10 protein-coding genes are annotated in these 16,731 nt (G+C 75.2%); 1 reads left to right on the plus strand and 9 read right to left on the minus strand.

Annotation, left to right across the window (positions count from 1 at the left end; translation table 11 throughout):
* Positions 1–11 precede the first annotated feature (11 nt).
* Positions 12–239, plus strand: a complete 228-nt coding sequence (locus tag ACZ60J_RS05840; RefSeq protein ID WP_469679195.1) for a response regulator transcription factor — start codon at positions 12–14, stop codon at positions 237–239.
* On the opposite strand, the gene ACZ60J_RS05845 is transcribed toward ACZ60J_RS05840, so the two are convergent.
* The 9 genes from ACZ60J_RS05845 to ACZ60J_RS05885 all read right to left on the minus strand — a co-directional run bounded on the left by ACZ60J_RS05845 (position 233) and on the right by ACZ60J_RS05885 (position 16,650).
* Positions 233–1,540 carry an MFS transporter gene (locus ACZ60J_RS05845; RefSeq protein WP_469679196.1) on the minus strand — a complete coding sequence of 436 codons (1,308 nt, stop codon included), beginning with the start codon at positions 1,538–1,540 and terminating at the stop codon, positions 233–235. The genes ACZ60J_RS05840 and ACZ60J_RS05845 overlap by 7 nt on opposite strands.
* Positions 1,541–1,587: 47 nt before the next feature.
* The gene (locus tag ACZ60J_RS05850; RefSeq protein WP_469679197.1) at positions 1,588–3,126 is read right to left on the minus strand and encodes an amino acid adenylation domain-containing protein; all 1,539 of its coding nucleotides are present in this window, start codon (positions 3,124–3,126) and stop codon (positions 1,588–1,590) included.
* Positions 3,127–3,233: 107 nt separating this feature from the next.
* Positions 3,234–6,485, minus strand: a complete 3,252-nt coding sequence (locus ACZ60J_RS05855; protein WP_469679198.1) for a non-ribosomal peptide synthetase — start codon at positions 6,483–6,485, stop codon at positions 3,234–3,236.
* Between the two features lie 19 nt (positions 6,486–6,504).
* Positions 6,505–9,714 (minus strand): non-ribosomal peptide synthetase, encoded by a 3,210-nt coding sequence (locus ACZ60J_RS05860; protein WP_469679199.1) that lies wholly within the window; start codon positions 9,712–9,714, stop codon positions 6,505–6,507.
* Positions 9,711–11,537 carry a condensation domain-containing protein gene (locus tag ACZ60J_RS05865; protein ID WP_469679200.1) on the minus strand — a complete coding sequence of 609 codons (1,827 nt, stop codon included), beginning with the start codon at positions 11,535–11,537 and terminating at the stop codon, positions 9,711–9,713. The genes ACZ60J_RS05860 and ACZ60J_RS05865 overlap by 4 nt, the downstream gene beginning before the upstream one ends.
* Positions 11,530–11,754, minus strand: coding sequence for an MbtH family protein (locus ACZ60J_RS05870; protein WP_469679201.1), 225 nt, complete (start codon positions 11,752–11,754; stop codon positions 11,530–11,532). The genes ACZ60J_RS05865 and ACZ60J_RS05870 overlap by 8 nt, the downstream gene beginning before the upstream one ends.
* Positions 11,755–11,865: 111 nt before the next feature.
* A complete protein-coding gene (locus ACZ60J_RS05875) occupies positions 11,866–14,133 on the minus strand; it encodes a pyridoxal-phosphate dependent enzyme (RefSeq protein WP_469679202.1) in 2,268 nt (755 codons plus the stop codon).
* 2 nt (positions 14,134–14,135) lie between these two features.
* Complete coding sequence (locus ACZ60J_RS05880) at positions 14,136–15,116, minus strand: GHMP family kinase ATP-binding protein (RefSeq protein ID WP_469679203.1); 981 nt, start codon at positions 15,114–15,116, stop codon at positions 14,136–14,138.
* The gene (locus tag ACZ60J_RS05885; RefSeq protein WP_469679204.1) at positions 15,082–16,650 is read right to left on the minus strand and encodes a lyase family protein; all 1,569 of its coding nucleotides are present in this window, start codon (positions 16,648–16,650) and stop codon (positions 15,082–15,084) included. The genes ACZ60J_RS05880 and ACZ60J_RS05885 overlap by 35 nt, the downstream gene beginning before the upstream one ends.
* Between the last annotated feature and the right edge of the window lie 81 nt (positions 16,651–16,731).

A 16,731-nucleotide genomic window follows, 5' to 3' on the forward strand; every position in this document is an offset into this window, starting at 1 on the left:
CGGAGCCCCACATGCCGCACACCACGCTCACCGCCCCCTCCCCGGAACTGCCCGCCCTGACCCCCCGCGAGCAGGAGGTCCTCGCGCACCTCGCGCAGGGGGACACGTACCGGATGATCGCGTTTCGGATGGGGCTGAGCCCGCACACGGTCGACACCTATCTGCGCCGGCTGCGGAGCAAGACCGGCGCGGTGAACCGGACCCAGCTCACCCACATCGCCTTCCGTATGGGCTACTGAGCCGATCGCGCCCCTGCGGCCCCGGACCCGGCCGCCACCGTGTCGTCCTCGAACGTGCGCATCCGACGCAGCGGGGAGCAGAGCAGGACCAGCGGGGCGGCCGACAGGGCCGCGGCGCACACCCACATCGCGTCGCGCACTCCCAGGAGTTCACCGAGGAGACCCGCCAGCAGGCCGCTCAGGGGCAGTACGCCCCACACCAGGAAGCGCATGGTGGCGGTCATCCGGCCGAGGAGGTGCGGCGGGCAGACCGTCTGCCGGTAGGTGACCTGGCAGATGTTGTACAGGGTGACGCCGGCCGACTGGACGAGCGATCCCAGCACGAACAGGCCGATCCGCCAGTCCTTGTCGGCCAGCGGCAGCAGCAGCCCGAACGGCATGGTCACCAGCAGGGACAGCCACGTGAGCCGGGCCGCGCCGACGGCCCGGCTCACCCGGTCGGCGACGGCGGCCGCCAGCACCGATCCGATCGTGGCCGTCGTCAGCACCCAGCCGACGGCCGCGGGCGGCAGGCCCACGGTCCGGGTCAGGAAGAGCACTTCGAGGGCCATGACCGCGCTGAGGAACAGGTTCACGGCGGCCGTGTTCAGGGCGATGAGCCGCAGGATCCGGTGGCTCAGGACGAAGCTCAGCCCTTCGCGGACGTCGCGGAGCAGGTGCCTGCCCGGGGCCGGTTCCGGCTTCTCCTCCCGGGCGCCGATCCGGCCCAGCAGGGCCACCGAGAGCAGCGAGGTGACGGCCTGGCCGGCCAGCGTCCCGGCCGCGCCCAGCAGTTGCACCAGGAAGCCGGCGATGCCGGGTCCGGCGAACTCGGCGCCCGAACGCACGGTCTCCAGCTTGGAGTTGCCGGAGATCAGGCCGTCCTTGCCGATCAGGGCCGGCAGGTAGCTCTGATCGGCCACGTCGCCGAACAGCCGGGCGCAGCCCAGCAGAAGGGCGACCCCGTACAGCAGCGGCATCGAGTGCAGGTCCAGCAGGTAGGCCACCGGCAGCGCCGTCAGCAGGACGGCGCGCAGGAGGTCGGCGGCCATCATCACGCGGCGCTTGCGCATCCGGTCCACCCAGGCCCCTGCGGGCAGGCCCAGCAGCAGGAACGCCGCGTGCTCCGCGGCGGACAGCAGGCCCGCCTGCATCGGCGAGGCGTCGAGGGTGAGCACCGCCATCAGCGGCAGGGCCACGTACGTGATGCTGCCGCCCAGCTCGTTGCAGATGTGCGAGGACATGAAGAGACGGAAGTCCCTGCGCCGACGGCGTTCCACGCCGTGGCCGGTCCCGGTGGGCTCTTCGGTGGTGACGGACACGGGTGCGTTCCTTGTCTGTTCGCGGACGGGGTCCGCGGGGTGCGGGTTCATCGGAGGGCGGGCGCGGGGAGCGCCCGGGGGTCGAGCTTGCCGCCCGGGGTGCGGGGCAGCCGGTCCATCAGCGTGACCACGGCCGGTACCAGGTAGCCGGGCACGGTGGCCAGGAGGTGGCCGCGCAGTCCGTCCGGGGTGAGGGGGCTGTCGGCCGCGAGAACGGCCCAGGCGGCGAGCCGCGGTCCGTCGGCGGCCGCGACGGCGCGCACGACCACGTCGACGACGTCGGGGTGGGCGGCCACGGCCGCCTCCGCCTCCTTGAGTTCGACGCGGTGGCCGCGGATCTTGACCTGGTCGTCTGCGCGTCCGAGGAAGACGAGCGGGCCGCCGGGGGCGCGGGTGACCCGGTCGCCCGTACGGTACATGCGCCCGCCCGGGGCCTCGGCGAAGGGGTCGGCGACGAACCGCTCGGAGGTCGGGCCCGGCCGGCCGTGGTAGCCGCGTGCCAGGCAGGAACCCGCCAGGTACAGCTCGCCCGCGGCGCCGGGGGGCGCCTCGCGCAGTTCCTCGTCGAGGACGTACGCCCGTACCCCGTGCAGGGGTTCGCCGAGCGGGATCAGCTCGTCGCCGGTGAAGCCGGCGAGTTCGGCCGGTGCCGGCTCGTAGGAGGTGGCGGTGATCGTGGACTCGGTGAGGCCGTAACAGCTGATCACCGGAGGGTGGCCGGCCGCCGTCCAGGCCACGAGGTCCGCGGTGCGGCCCGCGTCGCTGCCGATCACCACGCGGCGCAGTGCGGACGGCAGCGGTCGGGGGGCGCGCGCCAGGTCCTTGGCCCACTGCGACCAGTACGGGGTGGGCAGGTTGACGACGCTGATCCGCTCCGCGGCCAGGAAGGGCTCCAGTTCCGCGGGCGACAGGACGTTGTCCTTGACGAAGACGGCCGCGCCGCCCGTGCACCAGGTGGGCAGGGCCTCCTCCAGGCTGACGTCGAAGGCGGGGGCCGCGAACTGCAGGACCGCGTCCTGGTCCGTCAGCCCGTAGCGTCCGGCCAGCGTGGCGACCTGTGCGGCGAGCCCGGCGTGGCCGACGGCCACGGGCTTGGGCTGCCCGGTGGATCCGGAGGTGAAGAGCACGTAGGCGAGGGACTCCGGTGCCACGTCGGCCGGCGGGGCCGCGGACCGGGGGGCCGCGGTGGAGGTGGCGGCCCAGAAGAGCTCCCTGCCGGTGCGGCGTTGCAGCAGCGCGGCGCCCGGGGTGTCCGGGGCGACCGCGTACCGGGTGCCGGCGGCCCGCAGCAGGGTGCGCAGCCGTTCGTCGGGGGCGTCGAGGTCCACGAGGAGGGGCGCCGCGCCGGCGTACCAGATGCCCAGCAGCCCCACCGCCCAGTGGACGCCGCGGCGCACCCCCAGGAGCACGGTGTCCTCCGGACCGGCGCCGGCCGCGCGCAGTTCCTCGGCCACCGCGCGTGCCCGGCGGTCGAACTGGCGGTACGTCAGCTCGCCCTCGGGTGCGCGGACCGCGGTGGCCCCGGGTGTGAGTGACGCCCGGTGCGCGATGCGCAGGGGCACGGGGGTGGTCTCGGTCGGGCTCATGGTGGTGGTGTCTCCTGGGGTGTGCGGTCGTGGCTCTGTGCGGCGCGGGCGTGCCCGGTCGGTGTGATCGGGCCCGGTCAGGTGTGATCGGGCCCGGTCAGGTGGGGTCAGGCCCGGTCGCGGGGGCGCAGTGCGGGGCGGGCGGGGGCGGTGGCGGCCGCGGCGAGGCGGGCGGCGATGCCCGCGGGGGTGGGTGTCTCGAAGAGATCGCGGATGCCCAGTCGTACGCCGAGTTCGGTGCCGATGCGGCCGGTCAGCCGGGTGGCGAGGAGCGAGTGGCCGCCGTGGGCGAAGAAGTCGTCGTCCATCCCGGCCTCCTGGAGGCCGAGGACGGAGGCGAAGATCGCGCAGACCGTCTTCTCGGCGGGGGTGGCGGGCAGCCGTCCGGCGGGGCGGTGCACGGTGGCCGGGTCGGGGAGCGCCTTGCGGTCGAGCTTGCCGTTGACCGTGAGCGGGAACTTCGGCAGGTGCAGGAACAGCGACGGGACCATGTAGTTGGGGAGGCTCCGGCCCAGTTCCGTGCGGACCTCCTCGGCGGTGGGCGTACCGGTGAAGTAGCAGACGAGCCGCTGCTGGCCGGCGTGGTCCCGGTCGACGGCGACGACGGCCTCGCCGACGCCCGGCACGGCGCGCAGTGCGGTCTCCACCTCGCCGAGTTCGATGCGGTTGCCGCGGACCTTGACCTGGTGGTCCTGGCGGCCGAGGAAGTCGAGCTGGCCGTCGGCACGCATCCGGGCGAGGTCGCCGGTTCGGTACATGCGGCTTCCGGGCACGGCGGAGAACGGGTCGGGGACGTAGCGCTCGCTGGAGCGGCGCGGGTCGCGCAGGTAGCCGGGGCCCACGCCGGTGCCGCCGATGAAGAGCTCGCCGGGAACGCCGGGCGGTACGGGGGCGAGCGCGGCGTCCAGGAGGTAGAGGGAGTTGTTGCGCAGCGGACGTCCGACGGGCAGCCGGCCGTGTTCCAGCTGGGCGTGCACGTCGGGGCCGATGAAGGCGTGCGTGTTGTCGTCGGAGCACTCGGTGAGGCCGTAGGCGTTGACGATCGCGGCCTGCGGGTGGCGGGCGTACCAGCGGGTGCACAGTTCGGGCGGCAGCACCTCGCCGTTGACGACGAACCAGCGCAGCGCGGGCAGGGCCGGCGGCAGCACGCCGGTGTCCCACAGGTCGACGGCGGCGCGGACGAAGGAGGGCACGGTCTCCAGGACGGTGATGCCCCGGCGGGCGGCGTCGTCGAAGAGGGCGGCCGGGTCGCGGGCGGTGTCCCGGGTGACCAGGTGGACCTGTCCGCCGGTGATCAGCGGGGCGAGCACCTGCCACACGGAGATGTCGAAGGTGAGCGGGGCGTTCATGACCACGCGGTCGCCGTCGCCGAGGCCGAGGTCCTCCACCTTGGCCAGGAGGTGGTTGTTCATGCCGCGGCGGTGGACCATGGCTCCCTTGGGCTTGCCGGTGGAGCCCGAGGTGAAGCAGACGTAGGCGAGGGCGTCGGGCCCGCCGGCCGGCGCGGGGCGCTCGCCCGGGGCCGCGGCGGCCGCGTCGTCGATGACCAGGACGGGCAGCCCGCCGGGGACGGCTGCGGCGATCTCCTCGGCACGGTCCCGCTGTTCGGGGGCGGCCAGCAGGCGGGCGATCCCGCCGGTCGCCAGGAGTTCGGCGGTACGGGTGACGGGGCCCTCGGGGTCGAGGGGGACGTAGGCCGCGCCGGAGCCGAGGATGCCGAGCATCGCGACGGGGACGCGGGCGGTGGGTTCGCTGAGGACGGCTACCAGGTCGCCGGGGCGCACCCCGTCGGCGAGCAGGGCCAGGGCGAGGGCGTCGGCGCGGGCCACGAGGTCCGCGTAGCTCAGTTCGCGGCCGGTGTCGTCGGTGGTGGCGACGGCGTCGGGGCGGCGCCCGGCCTGCCGGCGGACGCGCTCGACGGCCTCGGCGTACTCCTCGTCGCGGGCCGTGTCGTTCCATTCGACCAGGACGCGGTGGCGTTCGGCGGGCGAGAGCAGGTCGACGGTGCCCACCGGGCACGTGGGGTCCTCGGCGATTGCCTCCAGGAGCCGGGCGAGGCGTTCGATCAGGGCCTGGGCGGTGTCGCGTTCGAAGACGTCCGGCCGGTAGTCGATCTGCAGCCGCAGCCGCTCGCCCGGGATGGCGGTCAACGAGAGCGGGTAGTGGGCGGCGTCGTGCGGGTCCACCGCGGTGACCTGGAGCCCGCCCGCGCCGAGGGCTGCGAGGCCGGCCGCGTCGACGGGGTAGTTCTGGAAGGCCACGCAGGAGTCGAAGAGCTCGCCCGCTCCCGCGAGCCGCTGGATCTCGACCAGTCCCAGGTGGTGGTGGTCGATCAGGCGGGCCTGCTCGTCCTGGAGCCGCTCGAACAGCGCGACGAGCGGCTCGGCCGGGTCGATGCGTACGCGGACCGGCACGGTGTTGATGCACAGGCCCACGATGTCGGCGACGCCGGGCAGTTCGGGGTCGCGTCCGCTGACGATGGCGCCGAAGACCACGTCCTCGGAGCGGATCTGCCGGCCGAGCAGGAGGGCCCACGCGCCCTGGAGCAGGGTTCCGGGGGTGATCCGGTGGCGTCGGGCGAGGGCGCCGAGCCGTTCGGTGAGGGACGCGGGGAGGTGGGTCTCCACGCGGTCGGGCAGCACCGAGCCGGGCGGCGGGGACACGGGCGCGGTACGGGTTCCGCCGGGCAGGCCGTCCAAGGCGCGGGTCCAGGCGTCCTGGGCGGCGGCCGCGTCGCGGCTGTGGAGCCGGCTCAGGAAGGCGGAGTAGGGGGTGACGGGGCCCAGCGGGGCGTCGTCGGCGTCGTGCAGGGCGAGGAGTTCGCGCACCAGAACCGGCCAGGACCAGCCGTCCATCACGATGTGGTGGTAGGTCAGCAGCAGTCGGTGGGACAGCGGACCGGTGCGGACGAGGGTGAAGCGCAGCAGCGGCGGCCGGGCGAGGTCGAAACGGGTGACCCGGTCCTCGGCGAGGAGGGTGTCGACGGCCGCGGTGCGCTCGGTGTCGCCGAGCCCGGACAGGTCCACCTCCTGCCAGGGGGCCCGTACGCCGCGCTGGACGACCTGGGCGGGTTCGCCGGTGGCGCGGCGCAGGAAGCCGGCGCGGAGATTGGCGTGCCTCTCCAGGACGGTGTCGGCGGCGGCGCGCAGCCGCTCCGCGTCGAGGGGGCCGTCGAGGTCGAGGAGCAGCTGGGCCACGTAGACGTCGCGTTCCTCCTCGTCGAAGAGGGCGTGGAAGAGGATCCCGTCCTGGAGCGGGGACAGCGGCAGGACGTCCTCGACCAGGGAGCGGGCGGCCGGGGCGGCGGCGGGTGCGGCCTGGGTGGCGGGGGCGGCGGGGGTGGACGGCGGGTGGTTCACGGCGGTGTTCCTCCGGTGGTCAGGCGGTCTGGGTACGGCGGGCGCGGCGGACGATCGGCGGGTCCTCGGCGCCGGCGGCGGCCGCGGCGGCGGGCAGGGCGGCGGCCAGTTCGGCGACGGTGGGTCCGGTGAAGAACTGGCGGATCGCGATGGCAGCTCCGAAACGGTCCCGGACCTCGGCGAGCAGCTGGGTGGCGAGCAGGGAGTGCCCGCCTAGGTCGAAGAAGCTGTCGTGCACCCCGATGTGCGGCACGCCCAGGACCTTTTCCCACAGGGCGCACAGGGCGCGCTCGTCGTCGGTGCGCGGCTCCTGGCGGGCCCCCGCGGCTGTGCCCGTCGCCGGGCCCGGCACGGGCAGGGCGGCCAGGTCCGTCTTGCCGTTGGCGGTGACGGGGAAGGCGTCGAGCAGGGTGAGGGTGGCGGGCACCATGTAGTCGGGCAGCCGGGCCCGCAGGTGCTCGCGCAGGTCCCGCGGGTCGGGTGCGGGCGCGCCCTCGGCGGGGACGGCGTAGCCCGCGAGCGCGGGGCCGGTGGCCGTGTCCACGACGGTGACGGCGGCCTGGCCCACCGCCGGGTGGCCGGCCAGGACGTGCTCGATCTCGGCGGGTTCGATGCGCAGGCCGCGGATCTTGACCTGCCGGTCGGCGCGGCCGAGGTACTCGACCTGTCCGTCGGCGCGCCGGCGGGCCAGGTCGCCGGTGCGGTACATCCGGCTGCCCGGGGGGCCGTACGGGCAGGCGACGAAGCGTTCGGCGGTGAGCCCGGCCCGGCCGAGGTAGCCCTGGGCGAGTCCGGCGCCCGCGATGTAGAGCTCGCCGATGACCCCGGGGGCCACGAGGCCGAGGCGCTCGTCCAGGACGTGGAGCTGCGTGCCGTCGAGGGGGCGGCCGATCGGGACCTGTCCTTCGGGGGCCTCCTGGCCCGGGCCGACGGCGAAGGTCGCGGCGAAGGTGGTGGTCTCGGTGGGGCCGTAGGCGTTGGTGACGGTGGTGCGGGGGCACGCCTCGCGGACCCGGCGGACCATGGACGGCGAGGCGGCCTCGCCGCCGGTCATCACCTCGTGCAGCGTGCCGAGGGCGGGCAGGCAGCGGTCGGCCAGGACGTTGAAGAGGGTGGCGGTGAGGAAGGTTCCGGTGACCCGCTCTTCGGTCATGAGCCGGGCCAGCGCATCGACGTCGAGTTCGCCGGGAGGCGCGACGACGACCAGGCCGCCGTTCAGGAGCGGCACCCACAGTTCGTAGGTCGAGGCGTCGAAGGCGTGCGGGGAGCGGAACAGCACCCGCTCGTGCGCGCCGCCGCGCCAGCGCCGGTCGGTGGCGAGGGCGACGACCTCGCGGTGGGCGACGGCCACGCCCTTCGGGGTGCCGGTGGAGCCGGAGGTGTACATCAGGTAGGCGAGCGCGTCGGCGTGCCCGGCCCGTCGCGCGGTGTCGGGCGTCGTCGCGGGCTGCGGGGCGGGCCGTCCGTCCGGACGCAGGACACGGAGCGGACCCGCCGGTACGGGTTCCCCCTCCGGGGTGTCGGTGACCAGGACGGCGGCCCCGGCCGCCGCGAGCACGGCCTCGGTACGGGCGCGCGGGGCCCGCGCGTCCAGCGGCAGGTAGGCGGCGCCCGCCTTGAGGATCCCCAGGCAGGCGGCGACGAGCTCGGAGGAGCGGTCCATCAGCACGGCGACGGACTCCCCCGGCCGGACGCCGAGGGCGCGCAGCCGTCCGGCGAACCGTTCGGCCCGGGCGTCCAGTTCGCCGTACGTGGTCTCCCGGCCGGCGCAGAGCACCGCGGGGCGCTCCGGGTGGGCGGCGGCCCGCTCCTCGAAGGCACCGTGGACGGTCCGGGCGTCGGGGGCCGCGGGTGCGCCCTGCCAGTGCTCCAGCAGGTCGGCCCGCTCCCCGGGCAGCAGGACGTCGAGTGCCGAGAGGGGGGCGTCGGGCTCGCGGACGACGGCGCCGATGAAGTGGACGAGGCGGTCCAGCAGGCGGCGGGCCGTGGCCTCGTCGAACAGGTCGCTCGCGTACTCCAGGCCCAGGGCCAGGCCGAGGGGCCGACCGGCGGCCCGGTCGTGGAGCTCCTCCACCTCCAGGGTGAGGTCGAACTTGGCGGTGTCGGTGCGCACCGCCTCCACCTCGGCCCGCAGGCCCGCGAAGGCGGGGGGCCGCGGCTCGCCGCGCTGGGCGGAGACGGCTACCTGGAAGAGCGGGTGGCGGGCGGGCGAGCGGGCCGGGTTGAGGCGTTCGACCAGCGATTCGAAGGGCAGTTCCTGGTGGGCGTACGTGTCCAGGGCCGCGGTGCGCACCCGGCCCAGTACTTCCGTAAAGGCGGGGTCGCCCGAGGTGTCGGCGCGGACGATCAGGGTGTTGACGAAGAGGCCCACGAGGTCGGTGAGGGCTTCGTCGTCGCGGCCGTCGACGGGGCAGCCCAGCGGCAGGTCGGTGCCGGCGCCGAGGCGGGTGAGCAGGGCCGCGAAGGCGGCCTGGACGGCCATGAAGGGGGTGGCACGGGCGTCGCGGGCCAGCGCGGCCAGTCCGGCGTGGGTCTCGGCGTCGGTCCGTGCCTCCACCAGTGCGCCGCGGTGGCCGGCCACGGCCGGGCGCGGCCGGTCGGCGGGCAGGGCCAGCTCCTCGGGCAGGCCGTCGAGGACGCCCGTCCAGTGGGCGAGCAGCCGGCCGTGCAGGGAGTCGGGGTCCTGGGCGGCGCCGAGGAGTTCGCGCTGCCACAGCGCGTAGTCCGGGTACTGCACGGGCAGGTCCGGCCAGTCGGGTGACCGGCCGCCGCACCGGGCGGTGTAGGCGGCGGCGAGGTCGCGGACGAGGATGTTCACGGAGTGGCCGTCGCCCGCGATGTGGTGCAGGACCAGCAGCAGGAAGTGGTCCTCGGCGCCGTCGGTGAACAGGTCGGCGCGCAGCGGTGGTCCGGTGCGCAGGTCGAAGGGCCGCGACGAGGTCTCCGCGGCCAGGCGGGCGCGCCCGGCGGGCGGGCCGTCGGTGACGGTGAGGACCGGGGCTGCGTCCTCGGGGTCCAGGACCTGCTGGTGGGGGCGGCCCGCCACTTCGGGGAAGACGGTGCGCAGCGCCTCGTGGCGTCCGCTCACGTCCGCGAGCGCGGCACGCAGGGCGGGGAGGTCGAGGGCGCCGTACAGCCGCAGCCCGACGGGGATGTGGTACAGCGCGCCGTCGGCGCCGTCCCGGGCGTGGAACCACAGCCGCTGCTGGGCGTGGGACAGAGGGATCACAGCAGGGCTCCGAGCTGGGATTCGAAGGTGTCCAGGTCGGCCTGGCTGACCTGGGCGAGGGGGACGTCGGAGGGGGTCAGCCCGCCGGCGCCGGGGCGGCCGGCGTGGACGACGACGGCGCGCAGCATGGTGAACCACTCCTGCGCGAGGTCGTGGACCCACGACCCGGGGAAGGCGTTGCCCGCCCAGGTCCAGGTGGCGCTCAGGGTGAGGCCGTCCGGGCCTTCGTGCGCGGCCGCGTTGACCTCGACCGCGTGGGCCATCGGGAGGCCCGGTTCGGCATCGTCGAGGGCGAAGTCGTGGCCGGGTGCGGCGTCCCAGGGGGCGTCGCCGCCCATCGGGAACCGGCCGAGGTAGTTGAAGCCGATCTCGGGGACGCCGCGCGCCTCGAGACCGGGCCCCGTACGGGAGTTGAGGTGGCGCAGCAGCCCGAAGCCGATCCCCTTGTCGGGTACGGCGCGCAGTTCCTCCTTGACCAGCCGCAGGGCGGCGCCGACCGCGGGTCCGCCCCGGCGGGCCTCGTCGAGGTCCGGTCGGCCGAGGGCGAGGCGGACGGGGAAGACGGTGGTGAACCAGCCGACGGTGCGGGACAGGTCGGTGTCCTCGGTGAGGTCCTCCCGGCCGTGGCCCTCGACGTCGACGAGGACGGCGCCCTCCTCGTCCGCACCTCCGCCGTCGTCTCCGGCGTCGACGTCCCGCCGGGCGAGCACGGCGAGCGCGAGGGCGGTCAGCAGCACATCGTTGACCGTGCCGTTGACGAGGCCGGGCGCGGTGGTGAGCAGGGGGCCGGTCACCTCCGGCCCGAGCGTCAGGGTGAGGGTGTTCTCCGGGCTCTCCGGGTCGAGCCCACCGGGTGCGCGGACGCCGGCCAGTGGCCGGGGGGCTTCGCGCAGGGCATCGGCCCAGCGCCCGGCCTCGGTGGCCCGGCGGCCCGAGGTGGCGTCCGCGCGCAGCAGGTCGGCCCAGTGCGCGAAGGGGGTGGACGCCGGTTCGAGGACAGGGTCGCGGCCCTCGTCGAGCGCCGTCCAGCAGGCGCGCAGGTCGTCCTGGAGGATCCGCCAGGAGACGCCGTCGACGACGAGGTGGTGGACGACCAGCGCGAGCCTTCCCTGCTGTCCGGCTCCGCGGTCCAGGAGCACGGCGCGCAGCATGTGGCCGTCCCGGGGCGAGAGCAGCCGCCGCGCGGCTCTCATCCGCCGCCGGGTCAGGGCGGGGAGTTCGGCCTCGGTGGCCCCCCGGGCGTCCACGTGCTCCAGCAGGTCCCGGGCGGCGACGGAGCCGGCGGGCGGTACGACCGGTTCGGCGCCGGTGGCCCCGATGCCGTCGGGAAGCCGCAGGCGGAGCATCTCGTGGGTGTCCAGGAGGGCCTGGACGGTGCGTTCGGCGGCGGTCGGCCCGAAGCCCGGCGGGGTGCGCAGGACGAGCGACTGGTTGTAGGTGTCGACGGGACCGCCGAGTCCGGCGAGCCAGCCCATGATGGGGGTGGGTGCCAGCGGTCCCAGGCGGCGCGGGGGCACGGCCGGTGCGGCGTCCTCGCCGGCCCGGCCGTGGGCGCGGGCGGTGGCGGCGAGCGCCCGCAGGCTCCGGGCGCGGAGCACGTCGCGGGTGCTGACGGCCAGGCCCGCCGCGCGGGCGCGGGTGACGACCTGGATCGCCTGGATGCTGTCGCCGCCCAGTCCGGTGAAGCTGTCGTCCGCGTCGGCCTCGGCGCGGCCGAGGACCTCCGCGACGAGGGTGCGCAGGGTCTCGACCGGGTCGGGTCCGGCGGGGTGGCCGGTGCGGTGGACGGTGCGGTGGGCGGTGCGGTGGACGGGCTCAGCCACGGGTGGTGTCCCCGGCGAGGGCGGCCACCAGCGAGGCGGGGCGCATGTCGGTCCAGACCCGCTCGACGTGGTCCAGGCAGGCCTGGCGGCCGTCGGGGCCGTGGACCACGGTCCAGCCGGCGGGGACGGGCTGGGTGGCGGGCCACAGGGAGTGCTGGAGCTCGTCGTTGCGGACCACGACGTAGGAGGCGCTGTCGTTCTCGAAGGGGTTGCTCATGGTGGTTCGCCTTTCAGGGCGGGTGTGGGTGCGGCCGTACGGGGCGTACGGTGCGCCGTCGGGACGGAGGGGCCGGGGGCCGGCAGGGGCGGGGCGGGGGCAGGGGCGGGCTCAGGAGCCGTGCGCGGGCTCGATGCCGAGGCGGATCAGGGCGTGCGCCGCGTCGAGGGCGGCGTGCACGCCGGCGGGCTCCGCGTGGCGGGCGATCACGTGCCCGAGCCGGTCGGAGGCGTTGCGGGGCCGGTGCACGCGCGTGCCGGGGGCGGCGGTGACCAGCACCGACGCCACTGCGTCCACGGCCGCGGCGGCCTCGGCGCCGTGGACGGCCGTGAGGGTGCCGTCGGTTTCGGCGAGCAGGAACTGGATGCCGGCGTGGCCTGCTTCCTCGGCCTTCAGGTTCGGCGGCAGGCCGAGGGCGGCGCGCAGCTGGGCGTCGAGGAGGTCGACGCCGGTGGCGAGCCGGATCAGTTCGGGGATCATGCCGCCGGCCGGGCGCGGGTTGATCTCGACGAGGGCGGGCCCGTCGGCGGTCATTTTGACCTCGGTGTGGGTGGCCCCCAGCCGGATCCCGGCCGCGTCCAGGGCCGCGGTCACCGTGTCGGTGATCAGCTGGGCGGTGGCGGCGGGCAGGGGGGCGGGGAAGAGGTGGCGGTGCTCGACGAAGTGCGGTCCCTCCGTGACGGACTTGGCGGTGATGCCGACGCACACGGCCTGCCCGTCCCCGCCGAACATCTCGACGCTGTACTCGGGCCCGTCCAGGTACTCCTCGACGAGGACGGTGCGGGCGGTGGGCATGCCCCGCACGTTGGTGCCGATCGCGAGGATCCGCTCGGTGTGGGCGCGGACCTCGGCCTCGTCGGCGCAGAGCAGGACGTTGGTGGAGCCCGATTCGTCGGCCGGCTTGACCACGCACGGCAGTCCGGTGCGGGCGACGGCCTCCGCGGCGCCGGCCGGGTCGCGGACGAGGGCGTAGCGGGGCTGGCGGACGCCCGCGGCCCGCAGCCGCTCGCGCAGGGCGGACTTGTCGCGGCAGACGGCCACCGCCTCGGGCGGGTTGCCGGGCAGGCCGAGCCACTGGGCGATCCGGGCGGCGGCCGGTACGTAGAAGTCGCTCGTGGTGGTGACCCCGGCGATCTCCTCGCGGCGGAACCGCTCCTGTACGGCGGCGCGCAGGGCGGCGTCGGAGTTGGTGTCGCAGCGCAGCACCTCGGCGCCGGTCCCCGCGAGTCCCCGGTAGCGGTCGGGATCGCCGGTCAGCAGGACGGGTACGGTGCCCAGTTCGCGGGCCCGCTCCAGCGCGAGCATGCCGGTGCCGGTGGTGTTGGACTCCACGAACAGCAGGTGCCGGCCGATCCCGGCGGGCGGACGGTAGGCGACGGTGGACCAGGTGCGGGCGGTCCCGCCGGGTCCGAGGACGGCCGGCGCGGCGGCGGTGGGCACCTCGCGCAGCCGGTTGGCGTCCCAGTGCCCGTCGTCGTAGACGGTGTCCGCGTAGCGGTCGCCGCGGTCGGGGAGGATGCCCACGATCCGGGTTCCGGGTTCGGCGCGCAGGGCGAGGCCGGTGAGGACCCGGTAGACGGAGCCGGAGGTGTTGCCGCCGAAGATCTGCTGCTCGCGGGCGAGGTCCCAGGTCGCGGCGAAGGCCTCGTGGTCGTTGAGCCAGTGCACCTCGTCGACGAGGGTGCGGTCCAGGTTCTTGGGCAGCAGGCTGTTGCCCAGCCCGCTCTGCAGCCGCTGCGGCACGTCGGGCTGGCCGAAGAGGGCGCTGCCCACGCAGTCGACGCCGACGACGTGCAGGGCGGGCAGTCGCTCGCGCAGGGCCCGGGCGGTCCCGCACAGGGAGCCGCCGCTGCCGACGGCTCCGACGAGGGTGTCGAACCGGTCGAGGTCCGCGAGGAGTTCACCGGCGAGGGTGCGGTAGGCACCGGGGTTGTCGGGGTTGGTGTACTGCTGCGGCCAGAAGGCGCCGGGCAGTTCGCCCTGCAGCTCGGCGAGCCTTTCCAGGCGGGCGCTCTGCCAGCCGTGGCTGGTCATGGCCTCGACGACGTGCACCCGGCAGCCCAGGGCGCGGAGTTTGGCGAGGGTGACGGGGTCGATCCGCGGGTCGGTGACGATGTGCACCTCGTGGCCGAGGGAGCGGCCGACCAGGGCGACGCCGAGGGCCATGGTCCCCGAGGAGCTCTCGATGACGGGGGCGCCCGGGCGCAGGGTGCCCAGCCGCCGGGCCTCCAGCAGGATGTTGCGGGCGACGCGGTCCTTCATGGCGAAGAGGTTCTGCAGTTCCAGTTTGGCGTAGACCTCCACGCCCCGGGCCTCGCCCAGGCGCAGCCGGACCAGCGGGGTTCCGCCGATCGCGTCCGTCACGGTGTCGAACAGCATGCTCAGCTCTCCAGCTCGGTGGGGTGGGCGGGCGGGGTCTTCGGGCTCCAGCTGTCGTCGGCGCCCAGGGAGCGGTGCACGGACACTTCGCCCCCGAGGGCGGCGCAGCCGGCCCGGATGTGGTCGCTCTTGGCGGCGAGCGCCGGGTCGTCCGCGTGCAGGAGGACGCCGAGCATGGTTCCGCTGTGGGCGAGGACCAGGCCCAGTCCGTCGACCTCGCGGCACAGGGCGCGCAGTTGTGAGAATCCGGCGCGCCGGCGGCGGTGGGCGTTCATCTCGGCGCTGCGGGTGGCGACGGCGCCGACCTCGGCCAGGTCGCCGCGGGCCACGGCGTCGGTGAGCCGGTCCAGCAGGCGTGCGTACTCCTCCCGGTCGGCGGTCCCGATGGCCCGGGCCGCCCGGTTGTGCGCGACGGTGTCGACCTGGCCGCCCTCGTCGTGGGCGACGACGGTGAGGGGCGGCAGCACCCCGAGGCGGCGGCCGAGGCGCACCTCCCGGTGGTGGAAGGCGACGATCTCGTCGTACATGACCCCGTCTGCCGGTTCGATGCCGCGCAGGAAGTCCTCCGTCTCGTCCGGGGTGAAGGAGCGCCCGTGGGCGGCGCCGACGGCCCGTACGGTGGCGACCAGGTCGGCGGAGGAACTGGCGAGGCCCTTGCCCTCGGGCAGGTCCCCGGCGACCTCCAGCAGGCCGCCGTCCGCCGTGCCGAGGGCGGCCAGGACCGCTTCGGCGACGCGGCGGGACTTGGCCTTGTGCGCCGGGTGCACCCGGACCTCGCGACGGCCGGGTTCGGGGTGGAACACGGCGGTGGCCCAGCGGGCGAGGGGGAAGGTGACCAGGAAGTCCCCCTGCGGGTGGGGCAGGGCGCCCTGGAGCAGTTCCCCGAAGGTGCCGAAGGCGCTGCCGGAACCGGGGCCGACGGGGGCGGCGGCGGTCGCCGCGCCGGTGTCAGCGGGCGTGCTGTACGCGGGTGCGGGTGCCATCGCCGTCCTCCTCGTGGTTCGGGCCGGCCTTCGCCCCGTACAGGACGCGGTCGCTTTCCTCCGCGCCCGCGCGGAGCGCTGCGGCGCGCGCCTGCCAGTCGGCGCGCAGGTGTGCGTACGTCTCCTGCTGGCCGCGCAGGACGGCGCGGACGGCGTCGGGCCGGGCCGATCCGGCGGACACCGTGCGCTCCAGGCCCCGGTCGACGTCGAAGGCCTCGTCGAGGAGGCGGGCGGGGTCGTGGAGCGTGATGCCGTGTCCGGCGGCCGCCTCGGCGAGCAGAGCGGGTTCGCCCGGGGCGGGGGCGGCGCCCGCCGTCGCGGCGAGCACGACGTACTTCCCCGCGACGACCTGGGCGGTGCGCCAGGGCACCCCTTCGGTGAGGCAGAGGGCGTTGGCGAGGCTGAAGCCGCCGAGGAACTCGCGTTCGCAGACCTGCCGCATGCGGTCGGCGCGGAAGGTCAGTCTGCGCAGGACCTCGGTGAGGAGGCGGACGGTGCCGTGGGCCGAGTCGAAGGCGTTCAGCAGGTGGGTACCGGCTTCCTTGGACACCTCGACGAGGTTGCAGAAGGGGGTGTTGCGCTGGCCCAGGAGCACGTCGAAGTGGAAGGCCGTCAGGTGGGCGGTGCGCCCGCGGATGCGCTCAAGGACGGGGTAGTTCTTCTTCTGCGGCATGGCGGAGGAGATGCCGGACAGTTCGTCGGGCAGTTCGATGAACCCGTACTCGCTGCCGCCCCAGGTGAGCAGGTCGGTGGTGAAGCGGCTCAGTGCGGTGCCCAGCAGGCTGAGCTCCGCGGTCAGTTCGGCGCTCCAGCGGCGCGAGGCCACGGCGGTCAGGGCGTGGGGCTGGGGCCGGGAGAAGCCGAGCAGCCGGGCCATCCGGTCGCGGTCCCAAGGGAGTTCCTGTCCGGCCATGGCGCCGGCGCCGAGCGGGCAGGCGTCGATGCCGTCGTACGCGTTGAGCAGCCGGGTGTGCGTGTGGAGCAGGTGTTCGGAGAGCGCCGCGAGGTGGAAGCCGGGGGTGATGATCTGGGCGGCCTGGAAGTGGGTGTACCCCGGCATGGGAAGGTCGCAGGTCTCCTCGGCCAGTGCGGCCACGACGGAGCCGAGTTCGAGGAGGGCGTCCGCGAAGCGGGCGAGCTGGTCGCGGCCGTACATCACCTGGGCGCAGGCCTGGAGGTCGTTGCGGCTGCGGTCCGCGTGCCAGTGCGTGACCGGGGCGGGCAGGCCGGCCTCGACGTGCCGTTCGAGGGCGAAGGCGATGTCCGACATGTTGGCGCCGGGCTGCGCGCTGAGGGTGTCGGACCCGACGGCGTCCAGCAGGGCGGCGATCCGGCGGGCCTCCTCGCCGGTGATCAGGTCCATGCGGACGTATTCGGCGGCCAGGGTCTTCTCGATGGCGACGTAGTGGCGCAGCAGGTGGCGGGACTCGAACCCGAACTGCGGGGCGAGCACTTCGTCGTGGAGGAGTTCGGCGGGGCCGCCGCGGATCCGGCCGCTCAGCTCGGGGGCGGGCCCCGGGGTGTCACTCGTCACGTGGTGTGTTCCGTTTCCTGTTCTGGTGCGGGGCGCGCGGGCGTGCCGGGGCACGCCTCGTCGGCGCACGGTGCGCGAAGG

The sequence above is a fragment of the Streptomyces sp. NPDC104226 genome, from assembly GCF_055584085.1.